The following is a 19,090-nucleotide window of genomic DNA, read 5'->3' as shown; positions in this document are numbered from 1 at the left end:
AAGCGCGGATATTCCATATCATGCTGATAATATTATATATTTTTATCGACTTGAGCCCGCGACTGCCATGAATGTGTAATATTTTCTGACATATCAACACCGTCGCGGAACGCCGGCCGGGCGCGGTGTGGCCGGTGCAAATATGCACCGGCCACGGGCAGCACAACGCCTTCCGCCTTCAGGCAGCGAGAGCCGCCTTGCGGCGACGCACGCTGGCGCCGACCATGCCGAAACCGGCAATCATCAACGTCCAGCTCGCGGGTTCAGGCACCGCGGCGAAGTTCAGGCTGAGATCGTCAATGACGAAATGGTCGCTCGGGCCGCCGCCGAAGCCGTGGCGGGTGCCGCCGTGGGCGCTGAACACCACCTTGTCGATCGTCGATGTGTCGAACAACGCGAACAGCGGCGTCACCGGGCTGAGCGCGAAGCTCTGCGTGAACAGTTGCATGCCTTTGAGCGAGCCAGTGACGTCGAGCGTCTGGCCATCGTTCCATGCGGATGTCAGCCAGGCGCTCGACAGGCGGAAGCCCTGCTTGCGGCTGATGCTGGCGGGCACCCCGCCGCCGTTGAAAATGGTGTTGCCGGGGCTGACGATGCCATTGCGATAGCCTGACGGTGCGGCCGTCGAATAGTCGTGCACGAGGAAAACATCGAAACGCAGCCCGGCATAGTTGCCGACGTCCGGATAGAGTGTGCCGTCGAGATCATCGAACCCGAGTGTGGTCAGTGCCGCGACCGGCGCAGCAAGCGTCGCCGCGGCGAGCGCGGTAGCAAGAATTAGGTGTTTCATGCGGGTTTGGTCCTGTGGTGCGGGCGGCACGTGGCGGCCCGGCATCGGATGTTGCGACCCGGGTTTGGGGCGCTGGGATCCGATATCGTTCACGGCGCAACAAGCGTGCCAGTTTCATTGGCACGGATAACGCGCTGGTTTCATGGTTAATTATTTGAAACTTATGCGGAGTTCATTTCAAAAGTGTAATATTTCCCGACATGCTGCGGCGCCAATACCGAACCTGTTTAACCACTGCTGCAGGTTTGGGCTTGACTTTAACAACCTTTTTGGTTAAACAAGATGCATGAAAAGAACCCGAATCGACATTCCGCCCAACCTGACCTTCCTGCCGGTGCCGCGCCGCGCCAGTGTTGGCGGCTGGAGCCCGCAGCGCCAGCGCGAGTTCATCAGCGTGCTTGCCGCCACCGGCAGCGTCGCGCAGGCGGCCGCCGCCGTCGGCATGTCGAAGACCGGTGCCTATCTGCTGCGCAACGCCAAGGGCGGGCGTGACTTCCGCCGCGCCTGGGACGCCGCCATCGAAGACGGTGTCGCGGTGCTGAAGTCGGTGGCGTACGAACGCGCAGTCGACGGCGTTCAATCGACCGTGCTGGTCGAAGGCAAGCCGGTGCGGACGATGCACCACTACGACAACGCCATGCTGATGCGGCTGCTCGCCATCTATGACACGCCCGAACGCGCCGCCGCGCGCCGGGCCGCGCGCGAACCGAAGTTCGACCGCCAGATGGCGGTCGACAAATTCAGGAAATTGGCACGCAAGCTTGCGGCCGAACCGGTCGAGGAAACCGAAGCCGTGACAGGGATCAGCGAGGCAGACGCCATGGACAGACTCTATGGGGTGCCGGGTCAACCGGGGTCTGCGCCCAGGCCGAATTTGCACAGGCGCGCTCGGCTCGAAAGGGCCGAGCCACCGATCGACCCACCGGATATCCCGCCGTTTGCGCAACGCGATGCACCAGACCGGTGGGAGCGCCCCGAACCACCAACGCCGCGCATCTGGACGGGGTAATGCGGCGCGCCCAAGCTTGCCCCGCGCGCACGCTTGCACTAGGCAGCGCGCGCAGGAGGATGTCATGCGCACAGCGACCATCGAACGGGTGACGGGCGAGACACAGATTGCCGTCACGCTCAACCTTGACGGTAGCGGCGTCTATGACGTGGCCACCGGTATCGGGTTTCTCGACCATATGCTCGAACAGCTGTCGCGGCATTCGCTTATCGACCTGCATGTCCGTGGCCTCGGCGATCTGCACATCGATGCGCACCACACCACCGAGGATTCGGCACTCGCCATTGGCACGGCGTTCGCGCAGGCGCTCGGCGACCGCAAGGGCATCACCCGTTACGGCGACGCGCTGATCCCGATGGACGAAACGCTGACCCGCGTCGCGCTCGACATTTCGGGGCGGCCGTACCTGGTGTGGCGCACCAGCTTCAGCCAACCGCGGCTCGGCGACATGGATACCGAGCTGTTCAAGGAATGGTTCGCCGCGTTCGCGCAGACCGCCGGTGTGACGCTGCACATCGAGACGCTGTACGGCGTCAACAACCACCATATCGTCGAAAGCTGCTTCAAGGGGCTGGCGCGGGCGCTGCGTGCGGCGGTGACGCTGGATCCGCGCAAGCTGGATGCGGTGCCGTCGACAAAGGGTACGCTGGGTGGTGTTTAGAGCCTCCGGCGGGCAGGGCCGCAGGCCCTGCACCCATATGTTGGGGCGCGCTATCAGACTGTCGGACACTGCTGTGAATACGCGCCGCGAGTTTGTGGGTGCAGGGCCTGAGGCCCTGCCCGCCGGAGGCTCTTGATGACTGTCGTCATCGACTACGGCGCCGGCAATTTGCGCTCGGTCGCCAAAGCCCTCGAAGCCGTCGGCGCGGATGTCACCGTCACCGGTGACCCGGCGGTGGTCGCGGCGGCGGACCGCATCGTGCTGCCGGGTGTCGGGGCGTTCGGGCAGTGCATCGGTGCGCTGCGCGGGATTGGCGGGCTAGAGGATGCGTTGACCCACGCGGTCAAGGCGCGCGGCGTACCGTTCCTGGGGATTTGCGTCGGGATGCAGTTGTTGGCCACCGAGGGGCATGAGCATGGCGTGCATGCCGGGCTCGGCTGGATCGACGGGATTGTCGAGCGCATGCATCCGGCGGCGCTGAAAGTGCCGCACATGGGGTGGAACACGCTGGCGGTGCGCGGGCAGCATCCGGTGCTGGCGGGCATGGACGGGGTGCGGGCGTATTACGTCCACAGCTACCGGTTTAAGGCGGACAACAGCGCCAATGTGCTGGCGGTCAGCGACTATGGCGGCGAGGTTGCGGCGGTGACCGGCCGCGACAATCTGCTCGGCGTGCAATTTCACCCGGAAAAGAGCCAGACGGTCGGGCTGGGCTTTCTGGCGCGGTTTTTGGAGTGGGCGCCTTGAGCAGCACGCGTTTGACGATTTATCCGGCGATCGACCTCAAGGGCGGTCAGGTCGTGCGGCTCGCCGAGGGCGATATGGCGCGCGCCACAGTTTATGCCGATGACCCGGCAGCACAGGCGGCGGCGTTTGCGGCGGCGGGTGCGCGCGCGCTGCATGTCGTCGATCTCGACGGCGCATTTGCCGGCACCAGCGTCAACGGCGCGGCGGTCGAGCGGATTTTGAAGGCATTCCCCGGCCGCGTGCAGGTTGGCGGCGGGGTGCGGACGCGTGCCGCCATCGACGGCTGGCTGAAGCTTGGCGTGGCGCGCGTGGTGATGGGGACTGCGGCGCTTGAGGACCCAGAGTTGGTGCGCGCGGCCGCCAAGGCGGCGCCGGGCCAGATCATCGTCGCGGTCGATGCCTGGGACGGCATGGTGGCGACGCGCGGCTGGGCTGATGTGTCGACCGTCAGTGTCCATCAACTGGCGTTGCGTTTCGAGGATGCCGGCGTCGCAGCGCTGCTTTTCACCGATGTCGGGCGCGACGGGATGCTCAAGGGCGTCAATGTCGAGGCGACGGTGGCACTGGCGCGCGCGTGTGCGCTGCCGGTCATCGCCAGCGGCGGTGTGGCGGGGCCGGACGATATCATCCAGCTGCGCGGCCACGTTGCCGACGGCATCGAAGGCGTCATCTGCGGCCGCGCGATCTATGACGGGCGGCTGGGCGTGGCCGAGGCTATTGGTCTCGCCGCATGAGTTTGGCGGTCCGCATCATCCCCTGCCTCGACGTCAAGGACGGGCGCGTGGTCAAGGGCGTCAACTTCGTCGACCTGCGCGACGCCGGCGACCCGGTCGAAGCGGCGCGCGCTTATGACGCTGCGGGTGCCGATGAACTGGCGTTCCTCGATATCGGCGCCAGCCATGAAGGCCGCGACACTTTGCTCGACATCGTGCGGCGCACCGCCGACCAATGCTTCATGCCGCTGACGGTTGGCGGCGGCGTGCGCTCGATTGAAAACGCCCGCGCGCTGCTGCTGTCGGGCGCCGACAAGGTCGCGGTCAATTCGGCGGCGGTGGCACGACCGCAGCTTATCGCAGAGCTGTCACGGCATTTTGGCGAACAATGCGTGACGGTCGCCATCGATGCCAAATCAGTGTCGCCGGGACGCTGGGAGATTTTCACCCACGGTGGCCGCCACGCCACCGGCATCGATGCGGTGGGCTTCGCCATCGAAGCGGCGCAACTGGGTGCCGGCGAAATCCTGCTGACCAGCATGGACCGCGACGGCACGCGCGGCGGCTATGACCTGGCGCTGACGCGCGCGGTGGCAGACGCGGTGCCAGTGCCGGTGGTGGCATCGGGCGGCGTCGGCAGCCTGAATGACCTCGTCGCGGGCGTGCTGCAGGGCGGTGCGAGTGCGGTGCTGGCGGCGTCGATCTTCCACTTCGGCGAAGCAAGCATTGCACAGGCGAAGGCGGTGATGCACGCTGCCGGTATCGAGGTGCGCCAATGACCGATGCCAGCCTGAGCGAGATGTTCGAACGCCTTTACGCGACCGTGGTCGAACGCCGCAGCGCCGACCCCGAAACCTCCTACGTCGCGCGGCTGACGGCGAAAGGCCGCGTCAAGATCGCGCAAAAGCTCGGCGAGGAAGCCGTCGAAACCGTCATTGCTGCCGTCGCGCAGGACAAGCTGGCGCTGGTCGGCGAAACCGCCGACCTGCTGTTCCACCTGAGCGTGCTGCTCGCCGACGCGGGTATCACGCCTGCCGACATCGCTGCCGAACTGGTGCGCCGCGAAGGCGTGTCGGGGTTGGCGGAAAAAGCGTCGCGCAAGCGCTAGCGCCGGCGGCGCAGCGACCAGACCAGCGCCGAGACGCTGGTGATGACGGCGGCAAGCCCGACCAGCGCTGCCGTGTCGAGAACAATCATGAACCTCCTCCTTTCGAGTCACGATTGTTCCCTATTTGTTCCGTGTAGGACAGCACCAATTGCCAATGGGAAGCAAAGGGCCTCCGGCGGGCAGGGCCTGAGGCCTGCACCCGATTGTTTGGCGCACTATAAATGGGTGCAGGGCCCCAGGCCCTGCCCGCCGGAGGCCCTTCCGCCTCGCCTCAGCGCGGCGCCATGCGGATGGCACCATCGAGGCGGACATCTTCGCCGTTGAAATAGCTGTTGGTAATCATCGTCAGCGCCAATTGCGCATATTCCTCTGGCTGGCCGAGGCGCTTGGGGAACGGCACTTGCGCGGCGAGTGCGGCCTTGACCTCCTCGCGGGCGCGCGCCAGCAGCGGCGTGTCGAAAATGCCGGGCAGGATGGTGTTGACGCGGATCGCCTCGCTGGCGAGGTCGCGCGCCACGGTCAGCGTCATGCCGACGATGCCGGCCTTTGACGCAGTGTAGGCGGCCTGGCCGATCTGCCCGTCTTCGGCGGCGACGCTCGCGGTGTTGACGATGGCCCCGCGGTCACCGCCCGGCAGCGGCGGCAGCGTCAGCATGCCGGCGGCAGATTTGGTGATACAGCGGAAGGTGCCGATGAGGTTGACCTGGATGATGCGTTCGAAATTGTCGAGTGGGTATTCCTTGATCTCGCCGTTAGTCTTGTCGCGCGACACTGTCTTGAACGAGCCCCCGACGCCGGCGCAGTTGACCAGGATGCGTTCCTGGCCGTGCGCGGCGCGTGCCTTGGCGAAACCGGCATCGACTTCGGCCGACGAGGTGACGTTGACTGGGCAATAGGTGCCGCCGATTTCCTTGGCCAATGCCTCGCCGAGGTCGGCGTTGAGGTCGAACAGCGCGACGCGAACGCCCTGCGCCGCCAGTGCCCGCGCGGTTGCCGCGCCAAGCCCGGAGGCACCGCCGGTGATGACCGCGGCAATCGATGAATCAAGCTGCATGACCAAATCTCCCCAAGTGGTTTTCTTGCATGTTGCGGAGTTTGCCCGCGGCGTAAAGCCCCGTGGTGCTGGTCTGGCGTGTTGAATTCTGCTTGAGTGGCGACGATTGAACGAGGGAGGTTTACTGTGCCCGTTGCTGCAATTGCCGACTATGACGACAACAACATCTTCGCGCGCATCCTGCGGGGCGAGATCCCCAACAAGACGGTTTACGAAGACCAGTGGGCGCTGGCGTTCCATGACATCAACCCGCAGGCGCCTGTGCATGTGCTGGTCATCCCCAAGGGACGCTATGTGTCATGGGCGGACTTTTCAAAGCAGGCGAGCACCGAAGAGGTTGCCGGGTTCGTGCGCGCGGTCGGCACAGTCGGTGAAATGCTCGGGCTCGAAGCGCCGGGCTACAGGCTGCTCGCCAATGCTGGGCTCGACGCGCATCAGGAGGTGCCGCATTTGCACGTCCATATCTTCGGCGGGCGAAAGCTCGGGCCGATGCTGGTGCGGCGAACCGAGGGTTGAGAGCCCCAAGCCCCTTGACCGCGCCCCCCTTGGCGCGCGAGTGTGGCGGCAATGGGTTACAGGGGCATGAACCGCGAAATATCGCGCGTGCCCCGCTGAAGGGGAATTCTGAATGAATCTGCGTATCAAGTCGCTCGATGCCATTCTGGCAACGGCGGAAAAGAAGTCGTTGAAGCGAAGCCTCGGCGCCTTCCAGCTGACGATGCTCGGCATCGGTGGCATCATCGGCACCGGTATTTTCGTGCTCACCGCCGAAGCCGCGCAAGTCGCGGGCCCCGGCATGCTGGTGTCGTTCGTCATCGCCGCCGTGGTCTGCGGGCTGGCGGCACTGTGCTACGCCGAGCTCGCGGCGATGGTGCCGGTGGCCGGCTCGGCCTACACCTACAGCTATGCCACGTTCGGCGAAGTGCTCGCCTGGGTCGTCGGCTGGGCGCTGGTGCTGGAGTATGCGGTGGCGGGCGCTGCGGTCGCGGTCGGCTGGTCGGGCTATGCCGTGGGCGTACTCGAACATCTGGTCGGCATTCATATTCCGCCCGAATTCGCCAATGGGCCGTATGCCGGTGGCATCATCAACCTGCCGGCGGTCATTATTGTCGGTCTGGTGACGTGGCTGCTGGTCGTCGGCACCAAGGAAAGCGCCACGGTCAACGCAGTGCTGGTGGTCGTTAAGGTCTCGGCGCTGGTGGCGTTCATCGCGCTCAGCGTACCCGCCATCCAGTCGGAAAAGTTCATCCCGTTCGCGCCGCTCGGCGTCAACGGCATGATCGGTGCCGCCGCAATCATCTTCTTCGCGTTCGTCGGCTTTGACGCGGTGTCGACCGCGGCCGAAGAAACCATCAACCCGCAGCGCAACGTGCCGATCGGTCTGATCGGCAGTCTGGTGATCTGCACCATCTTCTACCTTCTCGTCGGCGCCGGCGCGATCGGCAGCTACGGCGCACAGCCGCTGCTCGATGCCGCAGGCGTGGGATACATCCCGGGTTCGAAGGAAATGGCCGACGCCTGCTCGGCCGCGACGGACTCGCCGCTGGTCTGCTCGAACGAGGCGCTAGCGCACGTGTTGCGCTCGATTGGTCACCCGGCCGTCGGCAACATGCTCGGCCTCGCGGCCGGCTTCGCGCTGCCGTCGGTGGTGCTGATGATGCTGTTCGCGCAAACCCGCGTGTTCTTCGTCATGTCGCGCGACGGGTTGTTGCCGACCAAGCTGTCGACCGTCCACCCGAAGTACGGCACGCCGCACGTCGTGACGATCATGACCGGCGTCGCCGTGATGATCGCCGCTGCGTTCTTCCCGGTCGGCCAACTCGCCAGCGTGTCGAACGGCGGCACACTGTGCGCGTTCTTCTTCGTCGCATTGGCAGTGATGACGCTGCGCCGCACCGACCCCAACCGCAAACGCGTGTTCTCCACGCCCGCCGTTTGGATCGTCGGGCCGCTCGCTGCTGCCGGCTGCCTGATGCTGTTCGCGTTCCTCACACTGACCGCACAGCTGGTGTTCTTCGGCTGGGGCGCCATCGGTCTGGTTTTCTACTTCTTCTACGGTCGCTCGCGTTCGAACGTTGCACGCGGCATCATGGAAGTCGCCGAAATCGATGCGCCGGTGTCGCCGATCGAGCGCGTGCTCAAGCCGTAACGGCCAAGCGGCGGGGATAGTCCGTGAAGATCATCCCCGCCGACCTTGACGACGCCCGCGTCGTCGCGTTGCTCGAAATCCACCACGAAACCGCGCGTGCCTCGGTGCCGATCTGCAGCGCGCATGCGCTCGATGTCAGCGGCCTGCGCGCCCCCGGCATCAGCATCTGGGCAGCATGGGACGACGATACGCTGCTGGCGCTCGGCGCGCTGCGGACGCTCGATGCGCACCACGGCGAAGTGAAATCGATGCACACCGCGCAGGCACAACGCGGCAAGGGTGCCGGGTCGGCCATCTTGGCGCACATCATCGCCACCGCCCGCGACCGCGGCATGTCGCGGCTGAGCCTGGAAACCGGCGCGACCGACTATTTCGAACCGGCGCGGGCGCTGTACCGGCGGCATGGCTTCAACGGCTGCGCGCCGTTCGGGGATCATGTACCCGACCGGAACAGCGTGTTCATGACGCGGAGGCTTTAAGAGCCTCCGGCGGGCAGGCCTGAGGCCTGCACCCGATTGTTGGGTGCAGGGGCAAGCCCCTGCCCGCCGGAGGCTCTATTCGAACCGCTCGCGCACCAGTTCGAGCAAATCAGCCTCAGGCCGCGCGCCATAGTGGCTGATGATTTCGGCAGCTGCGAGTGCCCCCTGCGCCGCGCAATCGGGGAGCGAGCGGCCCGCAACCAGGCCGGCAAGGAAGCCGGCGGCGTAGAGGTCGCCGGCGCCGGTGGTGTCGACGACTTGCGCGACCGGATGTGCGGGGACGAGGTGGCGGTCGCCGCCGGCGAGCACTACAGCGCCCTTTTCGGAGCGAGTGACGACGGCGATAGTCGCCGACTTGGCCAGCTCATCGAGCGCATATTCGATGTTGTCGGTTTCGTAGAGCGCCTTGACCTCGTTTTCATTGCCGAACATCAAGTCGACATGGCCTTCGAGCAGTTCGAGGAAGTCGGCACGGTGGCCGAGGACGCAGAAGGTGTCCGATAGCGTGAACGCGACCTTGCGGCCGGCGGCGCGGGCGACGGCGATGGCTTCACGCATTGCGGTGCGCGGAACGATCGGATCCCAAAGGTAACCTTCGAGGTAGAGCCACGCCGAATCGCGCACCATGTCGTGATCGAGGTCGGAGGCGGCGAGTTCCTGGCAGGCGCCGAGGTAGGTGTTCATCGTGCGGTCGCCGTCGGGGGTGACGACGATCAGGCAGCGTCCGGTCGGCGGACCGCCGATGTTGGCGGCAGTGACATAATCGACGCCGGTGGCACGGATATCGTGCGCGAAGACGGCGCCGAGCTGGTCATCGGCGACGCGGCCGACGAAGGCGCTACGCACGCCCATCGCGGCGAGGCCCGCGCAGGTGTTGGCGGCCGAGCCGCCCGAGATTTCGCGCCCGGCACCCATATCGCGGTACAGCCGCTCGGCCTCGTGCGCATCGATCAGCCGCATGCCGCCTTTTTCGATGCCCTGTTCGGCGAGGAATTCGGGTTCGGCGGTGGTGATGACATCGACAAGCGCGTTGCCGATGGCGAGGACGTCGTAGCGGGGAGCGGTCATGTGATTCCTGCTTCAGGGAGGTGCGTGCCGGTGTTAGCGGCTGGCACGGGTTTTGTCACCGCCCGCCGACATGAGTGCGCAGCGCGGCAGATTGCGCGGTTCGCGGGTGACGCCGGCGGCGCGCGCCGCTAGGGTCGATGGCATGGACATGTTTCTGACATCGCGGCGCGGGGCAGCGCTGGCAGCGCTGGCATTCGTCGCGGCATGCGCGCCGACAACACCGCCGCCGGCGCCGCTGCCGCCGCCCAGCCCGGGGCTCGAGCGCATAACCGGCCAGCCGGCCGCCGCCGCGACTACGATGCTCGGCGCACCGACGCTAGACCGCAGCGAGCCGCCGGGGCGGATGCTGCAGTTTGCGCGAACGCAGTGCGTGCTCGATGTCTATTACTATCCACCGACCCCGGGCGCCGTACCGGTGGCGCGCTACGCCGAAGCGCGCAAGCCCGACGGCAAGCCCACGGATGCCGGCGCCTGCGCGCAGGCGATTGCGGTTGTCGCACCACCGGCACCTGTCGCTCCTGCCCCGGCGGTCACCCCGAAGGCCAAACCGCGCAGTTAGAGGATACCGCCGCCGAGCATGAGCCGCGCCACGCCGAAGGCGATGACGAGGATGTTGAGGTTGCGCCCGGCGTTGCTGTCGGACATCGCACCGATGGCGGCGCCGACAATGGCGAACGGAATCACCAGCCAGTTGGCCCAGCCAAGCAGCGGCGTGAACGCGACAATGCCGGCAATGAGCGCGGGGATGCCGATGAGGAGCGAGATCAGGTTTAGCATGACTGTCATATCGGACTAATACGCAAGGTTTTCAAGAGGGGCCGTTTAAAATGGCCGGCGCGGCGTAGACGCCCCGCGACATAGTGCCCCCGGCAGCGCAGCGCGACAAATTGGCACTTTTCATGCCAGAACAATGTTGTTAACGCGTGCGTCAACCAAGCTTGGGAGAGACGCATGGACCTGAATTTCAGCGCCGAAGATATCGCGTTCCGCGACGAGGTGCGTAGCTTTATCGCCGAGAATTATCCCGACGACCTCCGCGCCAAGGCCGACGAGGGCGAGGAACTGAGCAAGGAAGACCTGCTCAAGTGGCACAGGATTCTCGGCAAGCGTGGCTGGAGCGCGCCGGCCTGGCCGACTCAGTATGGCGGCCCGGGCTGGAATTCGATCCAGCGCTACATCTGGTCGGAAGAATGCGCCCGCGCCGACACCATCGCCGTGCTGCCGTTCGGCGTCACGATGGTCGCCCCGGTCATCATGGCATTCGGCACCGAAGAGCAGAAGGCCAAGCACCTGCCCGCCATCCTGAAGGGTGACCTGTGGTGGTGCCAGGGCTATTCGGAACCCGGCGCCGGTTCGGACCTCGCCAATTTGCGCACCAAGGCCGAGCGCTTCACCGGCGATGACGGCAAGGAATACTACCGCGTCAACGGCCAGAAGACCTGGACGACGATGGCGCAGCACGCCGACTGGGGCTTCTTCCTCGTCCGCACCAACCCGACTGCCAAGGCGCAGGAAGGCATTTCGTTCCTGCTCATCGACATGAAGTCGCCGGGCATCACCGTGCGCCCGATCATCACGCTGGGCGGCGAGCACGAAGTCAACGAAGTCTGGCTCGAAGACGTCATCGTGCCCGTCGAAAACCGCGTGTTCGAAGAGAATAAGGGCTGGACCTGCGCCAAGTATCTGCTCGCCCACGAACGCACCGGCATTGCCGGCGTCGCCCGCTCGAAGCGCGGTGTCGAGCGCGTCAAGACGATCGCCCGCAGCGAAATGGAAGACGGCGCGCCGCTGATCAAGAACCCGTTCTTCAAGCGCAAGATTGCCGAACTCGAAGTCGATCTGATCGCTTTGGAATTCACCGAACTGCGTACGCTGGCCGGCGAAGCTTCGGGCAAGGGCCCGGGGCCGGAATCGAGCCTGCTCAAGATCAAGGGCACCGAAATCCAACAGCGCATCACCGAACTGGCGTTGGAAGCGGTCGGCCACTATGGCGCGCCCTACTTCCGCGGCTTCGGCGAAGGCGACAACGAGCACCCGATCGGGCCGGATTACGCACACCGCGCCGCGCCGACCTATTTCAACGGTCGCAAGACCTCGATCTACGGCGGCTCGAACGAGATCCAGCGCAACATCATCGCCAAGGCGGTGCTGGGCCTTTAAACTATAACAGAGCCTCCGGCGGGCAGGGCTGAGCCCTGCACCCATTAACTGGGTGCAGGGACTAGTCCCTGCCCGCCGGAGGCTCTTCCTGATATTCTTGGGGATCGAACATGGATTTCAACTACACCGACGAACAGACGATGCTGCGCGACACCGTCGCGCGCTACCTCGCCGACACCTACACGTTCGACGCGCGCATGGCGGTGGTCAACGGCACAGCGGGCAAAGCCGGCTGGAACCCCGCCACGTGGCAGGCGTTCGCGCAGGAGCTCGGCATCCTCGGCGCCCCGTTCAGCGAAGCGCATGGCGGCCTTGGCGGCGGCGCGCTTGAGAACATGATCGTCATGGAAGAATTCGGCCGGGCCTTGGTCATCGAGCCGTATCTGTCGACCGTGGTGATCGGCGGCGGCTTCCTGAAGGCCGTCGGCGGCGCGATTGCCGACACTGTCATCCCGCAGATCATCGAAGGCAAGGTTGTCATCGCGTTCGCCTATGCCGAGCCGCAGGGCCGCTACAACCTGTCCGACCTGCGCACCACCGCGAAGAAGGAAGGCGCCGGTTACGTGCTCAACGGCCATAAGGCCGTCGTTTATGGCGCCCCTTGGGCGACGCACCTGATCGTCACAACGCGTTCGGGCGGCGGCCAGCGCGACAAGGAAGGCGTGTCGGTGTTCCTCGTTCCCGCCGATGCCAAGGGCATCACGCGCCGCGACTATCCGACGGTTGACGGTTCGCAGGCGAGCGAAGTCTATTTCGAAAACGTCCAGGTCGGCGCAGACGCCTTGCTTGGAGAGGAAGGCAAGGGCCTGCCGCTGGTCGAACAGGTTGTCGACGAAGCCACCGCCGCGCTGTGCGCCGAAGCCTGCGGCGTGACACGCACACTGCACGCGCTGACGCTCGACTATGCCAAGCAGCGCAAGCAGTTCGGCAAGGCGATCGCCGAGTTCCAGGTGCTCCAGCACCGCATGGTCGACATGTTCCTCGAAGTCGAACAGGCGGTTTCGATGACCTTGATGGCGACGCTCAAGCTCGACGAAAAGCCGCTCGACCGCGCCAAGGCGGTGTCGGCCGCGAAGATCAAGATCGCCAAGGCGTGCAAGGCCGTCGGCCAGGGCGCCGTACAGATCCACGGCGGCATGGGCATCACCACCGAGCTCGCCACCGGCCACTTCTTCAAGCGCGCAACGATGATCGAAGGCCAGTTCGGCTCGATGGATCACCATCTGGCCCGCTTCGAAGCGCTGACCGACTGATATCCGAGATGCGGCGACTTCGCATGACCGTGGCGGTGCCATGATACTCGAAGTCGCCGTGCTCGACGTGCGTGAAGGCAGCGAGGCCGCGTTCGAAGCGGCGTTCGCACAGGCACGACCGCTGATCGCCGCAACACCGGGGTTTATCGATCTGGCGCTGCGGCGCTGCATCGAAACCCCGGGGCGCTACCTGCTGACCGTCAACTGGCGCGCACTCGAAGACCATACCATCGGCTTCCGCCAATCGACGCGCTACGAACAATGGCGCGAACTGCTGCACGGCTTTTACGAGCCGTTTCCGCATGTTGAACATTATGCGGCACCGCTGGAGTTGAAGTATTAAGAGCCTCCGGCCCTGCACCCGATTGAAGAGCGCCAAATAATGGGTGCAGGGCCTGAGGCCCTGCCCGCCGGAGGCCCTTAACCCCTACCCGTGATGCAGCCCGCGCGCGGTCCAATAGAACCGCGTCAGCAGCAGCCCCGCCGCGCACAGCGACGCGGCGATCACTGCCCAGACGATGCCCGGCACGCCGAGGCCGGCGGGCAGCGCGAGGTAGTAGCCGAGCGGCAGCATGACCATCGAATAGCTGATGGCGTGCGTCAGTGACGGTACCCACACGTCGCCGCGGGCGCGCAAGGATTGCGCCGCGACGACCTGCAGCCCGTCGGCGACGAAGAACAGGCACGACAGCAGCAGCGCGGCGGTGGTGGCGGCACGCACCGCCGGATCGAGTGTATAGGCGGCCGCGATGCGGTCGGCGCCAAAGCCGACGACGCCGCAGATGAACAGCGTGACCGCCAGCGTCGCGCTGAAGCCCAGAGTGCCGGCGCGGCGCACCGCGGGCAGGTCGTCGGCGCCCCATGACCGGCCGACGAGCACCGAGGTCGCGACTGCCAGCCCAAGCGGCACCATGAAGATCAGAGCCGCGACATTGAGCACGATCGCCCAAGTGGCGACCGCGGTGACGCCGAGCCAGCCGGCGTAGATGCTCATGCCGGCGAACGCGCTGGTTTCGACGAAGTGCGACACCGACGCGCCGTAGCCGACGCGGCGCATTTCGGCGGCGGCGGCCGGGTCACGCGGTGCCTTGTCGAACACGCCGAGCCCGCGCGATTTCGACCAGCCGAAGATCAGCGCCGCGACGAACGCCAGCAGCGCGACGCGCGCGCCGAGCGTCGCCCAGGCGCTGGCAGTGGCGCCCGCGACGGGAAACGGCGATGTGCCGGGGACCAGCCACAGGTTGAGCACCAGATTAACGGCGTTGGCGCCCCACATCGCCACCATGCCGCGCACCGGATGGCCGTGCGCTTCAAGCCAGAACACCCCAGTGTCGGCTATGAGGATCGGGATCAGCGACAGCGCAAACAGCTGCAGCACCGGTGTCGAGCCGTCAGCAAGGTCGGTTGCCAGACCGATATGGTGCATCAGCGGGCCGCCGAGGCCGCCGAGCACGAGCGCGGCGAGGATGCCGACCCACAGTGAGTAGACCAGCCCGCGCCGCAGGATCGCGCCGGTGTCGGCGGCACGACCTTCGCCGATGGCCTGGCTGGTCATCACCTGGACGCCGCTGAGCAGCCCGATCGATGTGGTCAGCACGATGGCGGTGGGTGCCCAGCCGAGCGCCTGATAGCCGAGCTCGGTCGCCGAATGGCGGCCGACGACCAGTGTGTCGGTCAGCCCCATAGCCATGATGCCGAGCCGCGACACGACGACCGGCGCCGCCAGCCGCAGCAGCGGCCCGATGGCAACGGGGATGTCTTCGGTGGTGGCAGGCGCGGAGGTCATTGCTAGTCCAGGTTCAAAACAGCCGGCCGCAATAGCCGAATCGCGCCGGCAAGTCACGCATGCGCGACTGCCACTGGGGCAGCGCGAAGAATTGCTACGCGGTCGGGCGCTTGCCGCCGCGCTGCACGGCCTTTACATCGGCCAGGATCAAACTTTGCCGGAGTGCTGCATGTCCAACCCGCTTTTCCGCCCGTTCAACATGGCCGGGCTGCAATTGCCCAACCGCGTCGTCATGGCGCCGATGACGCGCAGCTTTTCGCCGGGCGGCGTGCCGGGCGCCGATGTCGCGGCCTATTACCGTGCACGCGCCTTGGGCGAAGTCGGGCTGATTGTCACCGAAGGCACCGGCATCGACCGTGTCGGGTCGGTCAATGACCCCAACATCCCGCGTTTCCACGGCGATGCGGCGCTGGCCGGCTGGGGCAATGTCGTCAAGGAAGTCCATGGCGTCGGTGGCCTGATTGCGCCACAGCTCTGGCACGTCGGCGCGGCGATCAACCACGCCAACCCGTCGCCGCCGCCCCAGGAAAGCCCGTCGGGGCTGTTCAAGCCCGGCAAGGCCTGGGGCGAAAAAATGAGCGAGAGCGACATCGCCGACACCGTCGCGGCGTTCGCCAAGGCTGCCGGTGCGGCCAAAAAGCTCGGCTTCGACACCATCGAGTTGCACGGCGCGCACGGCTATCTGATCGACCAGTTCTTCTGGACCGGCACCAATGAACGCAGCGACAGCTGGAACGGCGACACGATCGCGCAGCGCGGCAAGTTCGCGGCCGAAATCCTCAAGGCCGTGCGTGCCGAAGTCGGCCCCGATTATCCGGTCATCATCCGAATTTCGCAGTGGAAGCAGCAGGCGTTCGACCACAAGGTCGCGACGACGCCGGCAGATCTCGAGGCCTGGCTGGCGCCGATGTCGGACGCCGGTGCCGATGTCTTCCATTGCTCGCAGCGCCGCTTCTGGGAGCCCGAGTTCCCCGATATCGACGGCGCCGATGGCCTCAACTTCGCCGGCTGGGCGAAGAAGCTGTCGGGCAAGCCGACGATCAGCGTCGGCAGCGTCGGGCTGAGCGGCGAGTTCATCGCGGCATTCGCCGGCGAAGCGTCACAACCCGCCAGCATCGAGAACCTGCTCGAACGCATGGACCGCGACGAATTCGACCTGATCGCTGTCGGCCGCGCGCTGATTGTTGACCCCGACTGGGTGGCGAAGGTCCGCGAAGGCCGCTTCGGCGATCTGCGCGCGTTTGACCGCCAGGCGCTGGCGACGCTGGCATGAGCGGCGCGATGAAGCTGATGGCGGCCGCCGTACTGGCGCTGGCGGCACCCGCGGTCATGGCAGCGGCACCGCCGCAGGCCGCCGTGGTGGTGCAATCGAACGGCGTGCGCGTCATCGACACCAAGCTCGGCACCGGTGCCGAGGCCAAGCCCGGTTCGCTGGTCGTCGTCCACTACACCGGCTGGATCTATCAAGACGGCGGCAAGGGCAAGCAGTTCGACACGTCGCGCACCCGCGGCAACCCGTTCGTGTTCACGGTGGGTGGCAGCGAAGTCATCGAAGGCTGGGATACCGGGCTGGTCGGCATGAAGGTTGGCGGCACGCGGACGTTAATCATTCCACCGGCAGCTGGTTACGGCGAGCGCGGCGCGGGCTCGGACATCCCGCCCAACGCCACATTACTCTTCGAGATCGAACTGCTCGAAGTGCAATAGCCTAACAAAGCGCGTGGATTTACTTTTGCGTTCTGGTAACGAAGTGCCACGTCTTCGCCGTAGCGGGCATGACGGCGATTGGGCCAGACCAACAAGGGATTGTTCGACCATGCGTTTTGGAGCGCGCGACAGTGCAGGACCGGGTCGCCGCACGGCGCAGGTCGCCATTAAGCTGGCGGTGGCGGGCGCGCTTCTTGGGCTGGGGCTGAGCGGCTGCGACCGTATCCGCGATCTGCGTGGCCTGAGCACCGAAGACGCCCGCGCGATTGGCAAGGAAGCCTATATCGCCGGCTATCCGATCGTCACCTATTACACCGCGATGCACGCGCAAAACATCGACGCCAATTCGCCGGCGTACAAGGGGCCAATCGGCGCGATCCTGTCGGAAGCGGTGCTGCCGGCGCCGGGCATTGCGGGGGTCAACCGGCCCAACGGCGATGTCATCATCTCGACCTTGCAGGCCGATCTGCGCGCCGAGCCTATGGTCCTGTGCTTCCCCGACGTGGCCAGCGAACGCTATTTCTCGATCCAGGTCACCGACATGAACATGTACAACGTCGGGTCGGTCGACAATCGCAAGAGCAGCGGCGCCGCCGGCTGCGTCATGTTGATGGGGCCGAGCTTCCTCGGCCTGGTGCCCACCGGCGTCAAGCAACTGCTGCGCAGCTCGACCGATTTCGCCCGCGTCATCTACCGCACACAGGTGTTCGGCCCCGAAGACCTTGATGTCGCGGCGCGCATGCAATCGGGCTTCACCGTGCAGCCGCTGTCGATTTTCCGCCCGACGAGCACCGCACCGGCACCGGCACCCGCCATCACCTGGCAACCGGTGAGTGCGACGGCGTTTGACAGCGATTTTGCCAAGACGCTCAACTTCCTGCTGCCGATGGCACAGATTGCCGATCCTGAAACCGCCAAACGCTTCGGCCGCATCGGCATCGGGCCAGCGCGCACAAAGTCGTTCGACGAGCTGCCGGCCGAAACCCGCGAAGCCATCCTGGCCGGTTTTGCCGACGGCAAGGCGGCAATTGCTGAACGCGCAAAGTCGCTTGAAAAGCGCGTCAACGGTTGGCGGGTCGACTCTCCCACCGGCGACCAGTCATCGTTCAAGGGCGACTTCCTGCAGCGCGCCGCCGCTGCATCGCTGACGCCGTTCGGCCCCAGCGCGATCGACGCAATATTCCTGCCCGTCGACACGGACAGCCGCGGTGCGCCGCTCGACGGGGCTGCCAAGCGCTACACCATCACCTTTCCGTCGGGCTTGCAGCCGCCGGTCAACGCCTTCTGGTCGCTGTCGATGTACGACGCGCGCACCGGCGGGCTGGTCGCCAACAGCCTCAATCGCTACCGAGTCGATACGCTGGCGGCGCAAAACATGGTGCAGGGCCCTGACGGTTCGACCACCATCTATCTCGGCGCGGTTTCGCCGGGCCCCGGGCTGGAAGCGAACTGGCTGCCGGCACCGAGCGGCCCGTTCTCACTGGTGCTGCGCATGTACATGCCCAAGGCCAAGGCGCCGTCGATCCTGCCGGCGGGCAAGGGTAGCTGGAGCCCGCCTGCTGTAATGGCTGCAACCGCCCCGATGGTCACCGCCGTCGCACCGGAGGCAGCAGACACACCGCAATAAGCCCGGCAACAGTCCGGACGCGGCAGACAATCGGGGAAGATCACGGACAATGACCAGCACTGCACCGCAAGCCGTCGGCCCCGACGCCGATATCCCCGCCAACGGCCGCAGCGTGCCAATGCGCCCCAAGGATGCCGCTACGGTGCTGATCATCCGCCGCGACACCGGCGCCCCGCGCGTGCTGATGGGCCGTCGCCACCGCGGCAATGCCTTCATGCCCGACAAATGGGTGTTCCCCGGCGGCCGCATCGACCTTTGCGATTATCGCGGCGCCGCCGCGCGCGAACTCGCCGACGATGTCGCCACTGCACTGGCGCGCACCACCAACGCCGCGCGCGCCGCCGTGCTGCCGCGCGCACTGGCGATGGCCGCAGTGCGCGAGACCTTCGAGGAAACCGGGCTGCTGCTCGGCCAGCCGGTCAGCGGTATCACCCCGGGCCGTGGCGCCTGGCGCGACTTCCGCGCTGCCGGCGTGCTGCCCGACCTCAAACCATTGCGCTTTGTCGCGCGCGCCATAACGCCGCCGGGCCGCACACGGCGCTTCGACGCACGCTTCTTCGTCGCCGATGCCCGCGCGCTGGTCAGCCTCGACCCAGGCACCGGCAGCGGCGAGCTCGACGAACTGGCCTGGTTCGACTGGGACGCGGCGCTGGAGCTCGACCTGCCGTCGATCACCCGCGCCATCCTCCACGAAGTGGCAGCGCGCGAGAACGAGCCCGAGCGGCCGATTCCGTTCCACAGCTTCACGCGTGGCGGGCATCGGTTGGGGACGGTTTAGC

At 66.0% G+C, this 19,090-nt stretch carries 22 protein-coding genes; 17 read left to right on the top strand and 5 right to left on the bottom strand.

Annotated features, from left to right (window positions below):
- Positions 1-178: 178 nt before the first annotated feature.
- On the bottom strand, positions 179-790 hold the full coding sequence (locus EUV02_RS15965) for a PEPxxWA-CTERM sorting domain-containing protein (RefSeq protein ID WP_243445912.1): 612 nt from the start codon (positions 788-790) through the stop codon (positions 179-181).
- 286 nt (positions 791-1,076) lie between these two features.
- Between EUV02_RS15965 and EUV02_RS13390 the strand changes: the two genes are divergently transcribed.
- From EUV02_RS13390 to EUV02_RS13365, 6 genes are all read left to right on the top strand, one after another.
- Positions 1,077-1,799, top strand: a complete 723-nt coding sequence (locus EUV02_RS13390) for a hypothetical protein (protein ID WP_135246789.1) — start codon at positions 1,077-1,079, stop codon at positions 1,797-1,799.
- 64 nt (positions 1,800-1,863) lie between these two features.
- Positions 1,864-2,460 carry an imidazoleglycerol-phosphate dehydratase HisB gene (gene hisB / locus EUV02_RS13385; RefSeq protein ID WP_135246788.1) on the top strand — a complete coding sequence of 199 codons (597 nt, stop codon included), beginning with the start codon at positions 1,864-1,866 and terminating at the stop codon, positions 2,458-2,460.
- 135 nt (positions 2,461-2,595) lie between these two features.
- Positions 2,596-3,207: an imidazole glycerol phosphate synthase subunit HisH gene (gene hisH / locus EUV02_RS13380; RefSeq protein ID WP_135246787.1), complete on the top strand. Its 612-nt coding sequence runs from the start codon at positions 2,596-2,598 to the stop codon at positions 3,205-3,207.
- Positions 3,204-3,941, top strand: a complete 738-nt coding sequence (gene hisA, locus EUV02_RS13375) for a 1-(5-phosphoribosyl)-5-[(5-phosphoribosylamino)methylideneamino]imidazole-4-carboxamide isomerase (protein WP_243445911.1) — start codon at positions 3,204-3,206, stop codon at positions 3,939-3,941. Before hisH ends, hisA begins: the two co-directional genes overlap by 4 nt.
- Positions 3,938-4,699, top strand: a complete 762-nt coding sequence (hisF, locus tag EUV02_RS13370) for an imidazole glycerol phosphate synthase subunit HisF (protein WP_135246786.1) — start codon at positions 3,938-3,940, stop codon at positions 4,697-4,699. Before hisA ends, hisF begins: the two co-directional genes overlap by 4 nt.
- Positions 4,700-4,719: 20 nt before the next feature.
- A complete protein-coding gene (locus EUV02_RS13365) occupies positions 4,720-5,028 on the top strand; it encodes a phosphoribosyl-ATP diphosphatase (protein WP_424022197.1) in 309 nt (102 codons plus the stop codon).
- Between the two features lie 271 nt (positions 5,029-5,299).
- Here the strand turns inward: EUV02_RS13365 and EUV02_RS13360 are convergent, their stop codons facing one another.
- Positions 5,300-6,082, bottom strand: coding sequence for an SDR family NAD(P)-dependent oxidoreductase (locus tag EUV02_RS13360; RefSeq protein ID WP_135246785.1), 783 nt, complete (start codon positions 6,080-6,082; stop codon positions 5,300-5,302).
- A gap of 126 nt (positions 6,083-6,208) precedes the next feature.
- Between EUV02_RS13360 and EUV02_RS13355 the strand changes: the two genes are divergently transcribed.
- From EUV02_RS13355 to EUV02_RS13345, 3 genes are all read left to right on the top strand, one after another.
- A complete protein-coding gene (locus tag EUV02_RS13355) occupies positions 6,209-6,598 on the top strand; it encodes a histidine triad nucleotide-binding protein (protein ID WP_135246784.1) in 390 nt (129 codons plus the stop codon).
- A 112-nt stretch (positions 6,599-6,710) separates the two neighbouring features.
- On the top strand, positions 6,711-8,231 hold the full coding sequence (locus EUV02_RS13350; RefSeq protein ID WP_135246783.1) for an amino acid permease: 1,521 nt from the start codon (positions 6,711-6,713) through the stop codon (positions 8,229-8,231).
- A gap of 23 nt (positions 8,232-8,254) precedes the next feature.
- Complete coding sequence (locus EUV02_RS13345) at positions 8,255-8,710, top strand: GNAT family N-acetyltransferase (RefSeq protein ID WP_135246782.1); 456 nt, start codon at positions 8,255-8,257, stop codon at positions 8,708-8,710.
- A 75-nt stretch (positions 8,711-8,785) separates the two neighbouring features.
- On the opposite strand, the gene EUV02_RS13340 is transcribed toward EUV02_RS13345, so the two are convergent.
- On the bottom strand, positions 8,786-9,778 hold the full coding sequence (locus EUV02_RS13340) for an adenosine kinase (protein ID WP_135246781.1): 993 nt from the start codon (positions 9,776-9,778) through the stop codon (positions 8,786-8,788).
- A 70-nt stretch (positions 9,779-9,848) separates the two neighbouring features.
- Here EUV02_RS13340 and EUV02_RS15810 point away from each other — a divergent pair, with 70 nt between their 5' ends.
- Positions 9,849-10,337 (top strand): hypothetical protein, encoded by a 489-nt coding sequence (locus tag EUV02_RS15810; protein ID WP_207790190.1) that lies wholly within the window; start codon positions 9,849-9,851, stop codon positions 10,335-10,337.
- Here EUV02_RS15810 and EUV02_RS13330 read toward each other — a convergent pair.
- Complete coding sequence (locus EUV02_RS13330; protein WP_135246780.1) at positions 10,334-10,555, bottom strand: hypothetical protein; 222 nt, start codon at positions 10,553-10,555, stop codon at positions 10,334-10,336. The genes EUV02_RS15810 and EUV02_RS13330 overlap by 4 nt on opposite strands.
- A 174-nt stretch (positions 10,556-10,729) precedes the next feature.
- Between EUV02_RS13330 and EUV02_RS13325 the strand changes: the two genes are divergently transcribed.
- The 3 genes from EUV02_RS13325 to EUV02_RS13315 all read left to right on the top strand — a co-directional run bounded on the left by EUV02_RS13325 (position 10,730) and on the right by EUV02_RS13315 (position 13,534).
- Positions 10,730-11,938, top strand: a complete 1,209-nt coding sequence (locus tag EUV02_RS13325) for an acyl-CoA dehydrogenase family protein (RefSeq protein ID WP_135246779.1) — start codon at positions 10,730-10,732, stop codon at positions 11,936-11,938.
- 110 nt (positions 11,939-12,048) lie between these two features.
- The gene (locus EUV02_RS13320) at positions 12,049-13,191 is read left to right on the top strand and encodes an acyl-CoA dehydrogenase family protein (protein ID WP_135246778.1); all 1,143 of its coding nucleotides are present in this window, start codon (positions 12,049-12,051) and stop codon (positions 13,189-13,191) included.
- Between the two features lie 40 nt (positions 13,192-13,231).
- A complete protein-coding gene (locus EUV02_RS13315) occupies positions 13,232-13,534 on the top strand; it encodes an antibiotic biosynthesis monooxygenase family protein (RefSeq protein WP_135246777.1) in 303 nt (100 codons plus the stop codon).
- A gap of 84 nt (positions 13,535-13,618) precedes the next feature.
- On the opposite strand, the gene EUV02_RS13310 is transcribed toward EUV02_RS13315, so the two are convergent.
- Positions 13,619-14,977 carry an MATE family efflux transporter gene (locus EUV02_RS13310; RefSeq protein ID WP_135246776.1) on the bottom strand — a complete coding sequence of 453 codons (1,359 nt, stop codon included), beginning with the start codon at positions 14,975-14,977 and terminating at the stop codon, positions 13,619-13,621.
- Positions 14,978-15,146: 169 nt separating this feature from the next.
- On the opposite strand from EUV02_RS13310, the gene EUV02_RS13305 reads away from it, so the two are divergent.
- The 4 genes from EUV02_RS13305 to EUV02_RS13290 all read left to right on the top strand — a co-directional run bounded on the left by EUV02_RS13305 (position 15,147) and on the right by EUV02_RS13290 (position 19,089).
- Positions 15,147-16,250, top strand: coding sequence for an NADH:flavin oxidoreductase (locus EUV02_RS13305; RefSeq protein ID WP_135246775.1), 1,104 nt, complete (start codon positions 15,147-15,149; stop codon positions 16,248-16,250).
- Positions 16,247-16,684, top strand: a complete 438-nt coding sequence (locus EUV02_RS13300) for an FKBP-type peptidyl-prolyl cis-trans isomerase (protein ID WP_243445910.1) — start codon at positions 16,247-16,249, stop codon at positions 16,682-16,684. Before EUV02_RS13305 ends, EUV02_RS13300 begins: the two co-directional genes overlap by 4 nt.
- 109 nt (positions 16,685-16,793) lie before the next feature.
- The gene (locus EUV02_RS13295; RefSeq protein WP_135246774.1) at positions 16,794-18,311 is read left to right on the top strand and encodes a DUF1254 domain-containing protein; all 1,518 of its coding nucleotides are present in this window, start codon (positions 16,794-16,796) and stop codon (positions 18,309-18,311) included.
- A 49-nt stretch (positions 18,312-18,360) separates the two neighbouring features.
- On the top strand, positions 18,361-19,089 hold the full coding sequence (locus EUV02_RS13290; RefSeq protein ID WP_166430630.1) for an NUDIX hydrolase: 729 nt from the start codon (positions 18,361-18,363) through the stop codon (positions 19,087-19,089).
- Position 19,090 lies beyond the last annotated feature (1 nt).

Origin of the sequence: Glacieibacterium arshaanense (assembly GCF_004681125.1) — a bacterium.
GTDB classification, from domain to species: Bacteria; Pseudomonadota; Alphaproteobacteria; order Sphingomonadales; family Sphingomonadaceae; genus Polymorphobacter_A; species Polymorphobacter_A arshaanense.
Note: the sequence above shows the minus strand (reverse complement) of the source record. Positions and strands in the feature narration are given on the sequence as shown.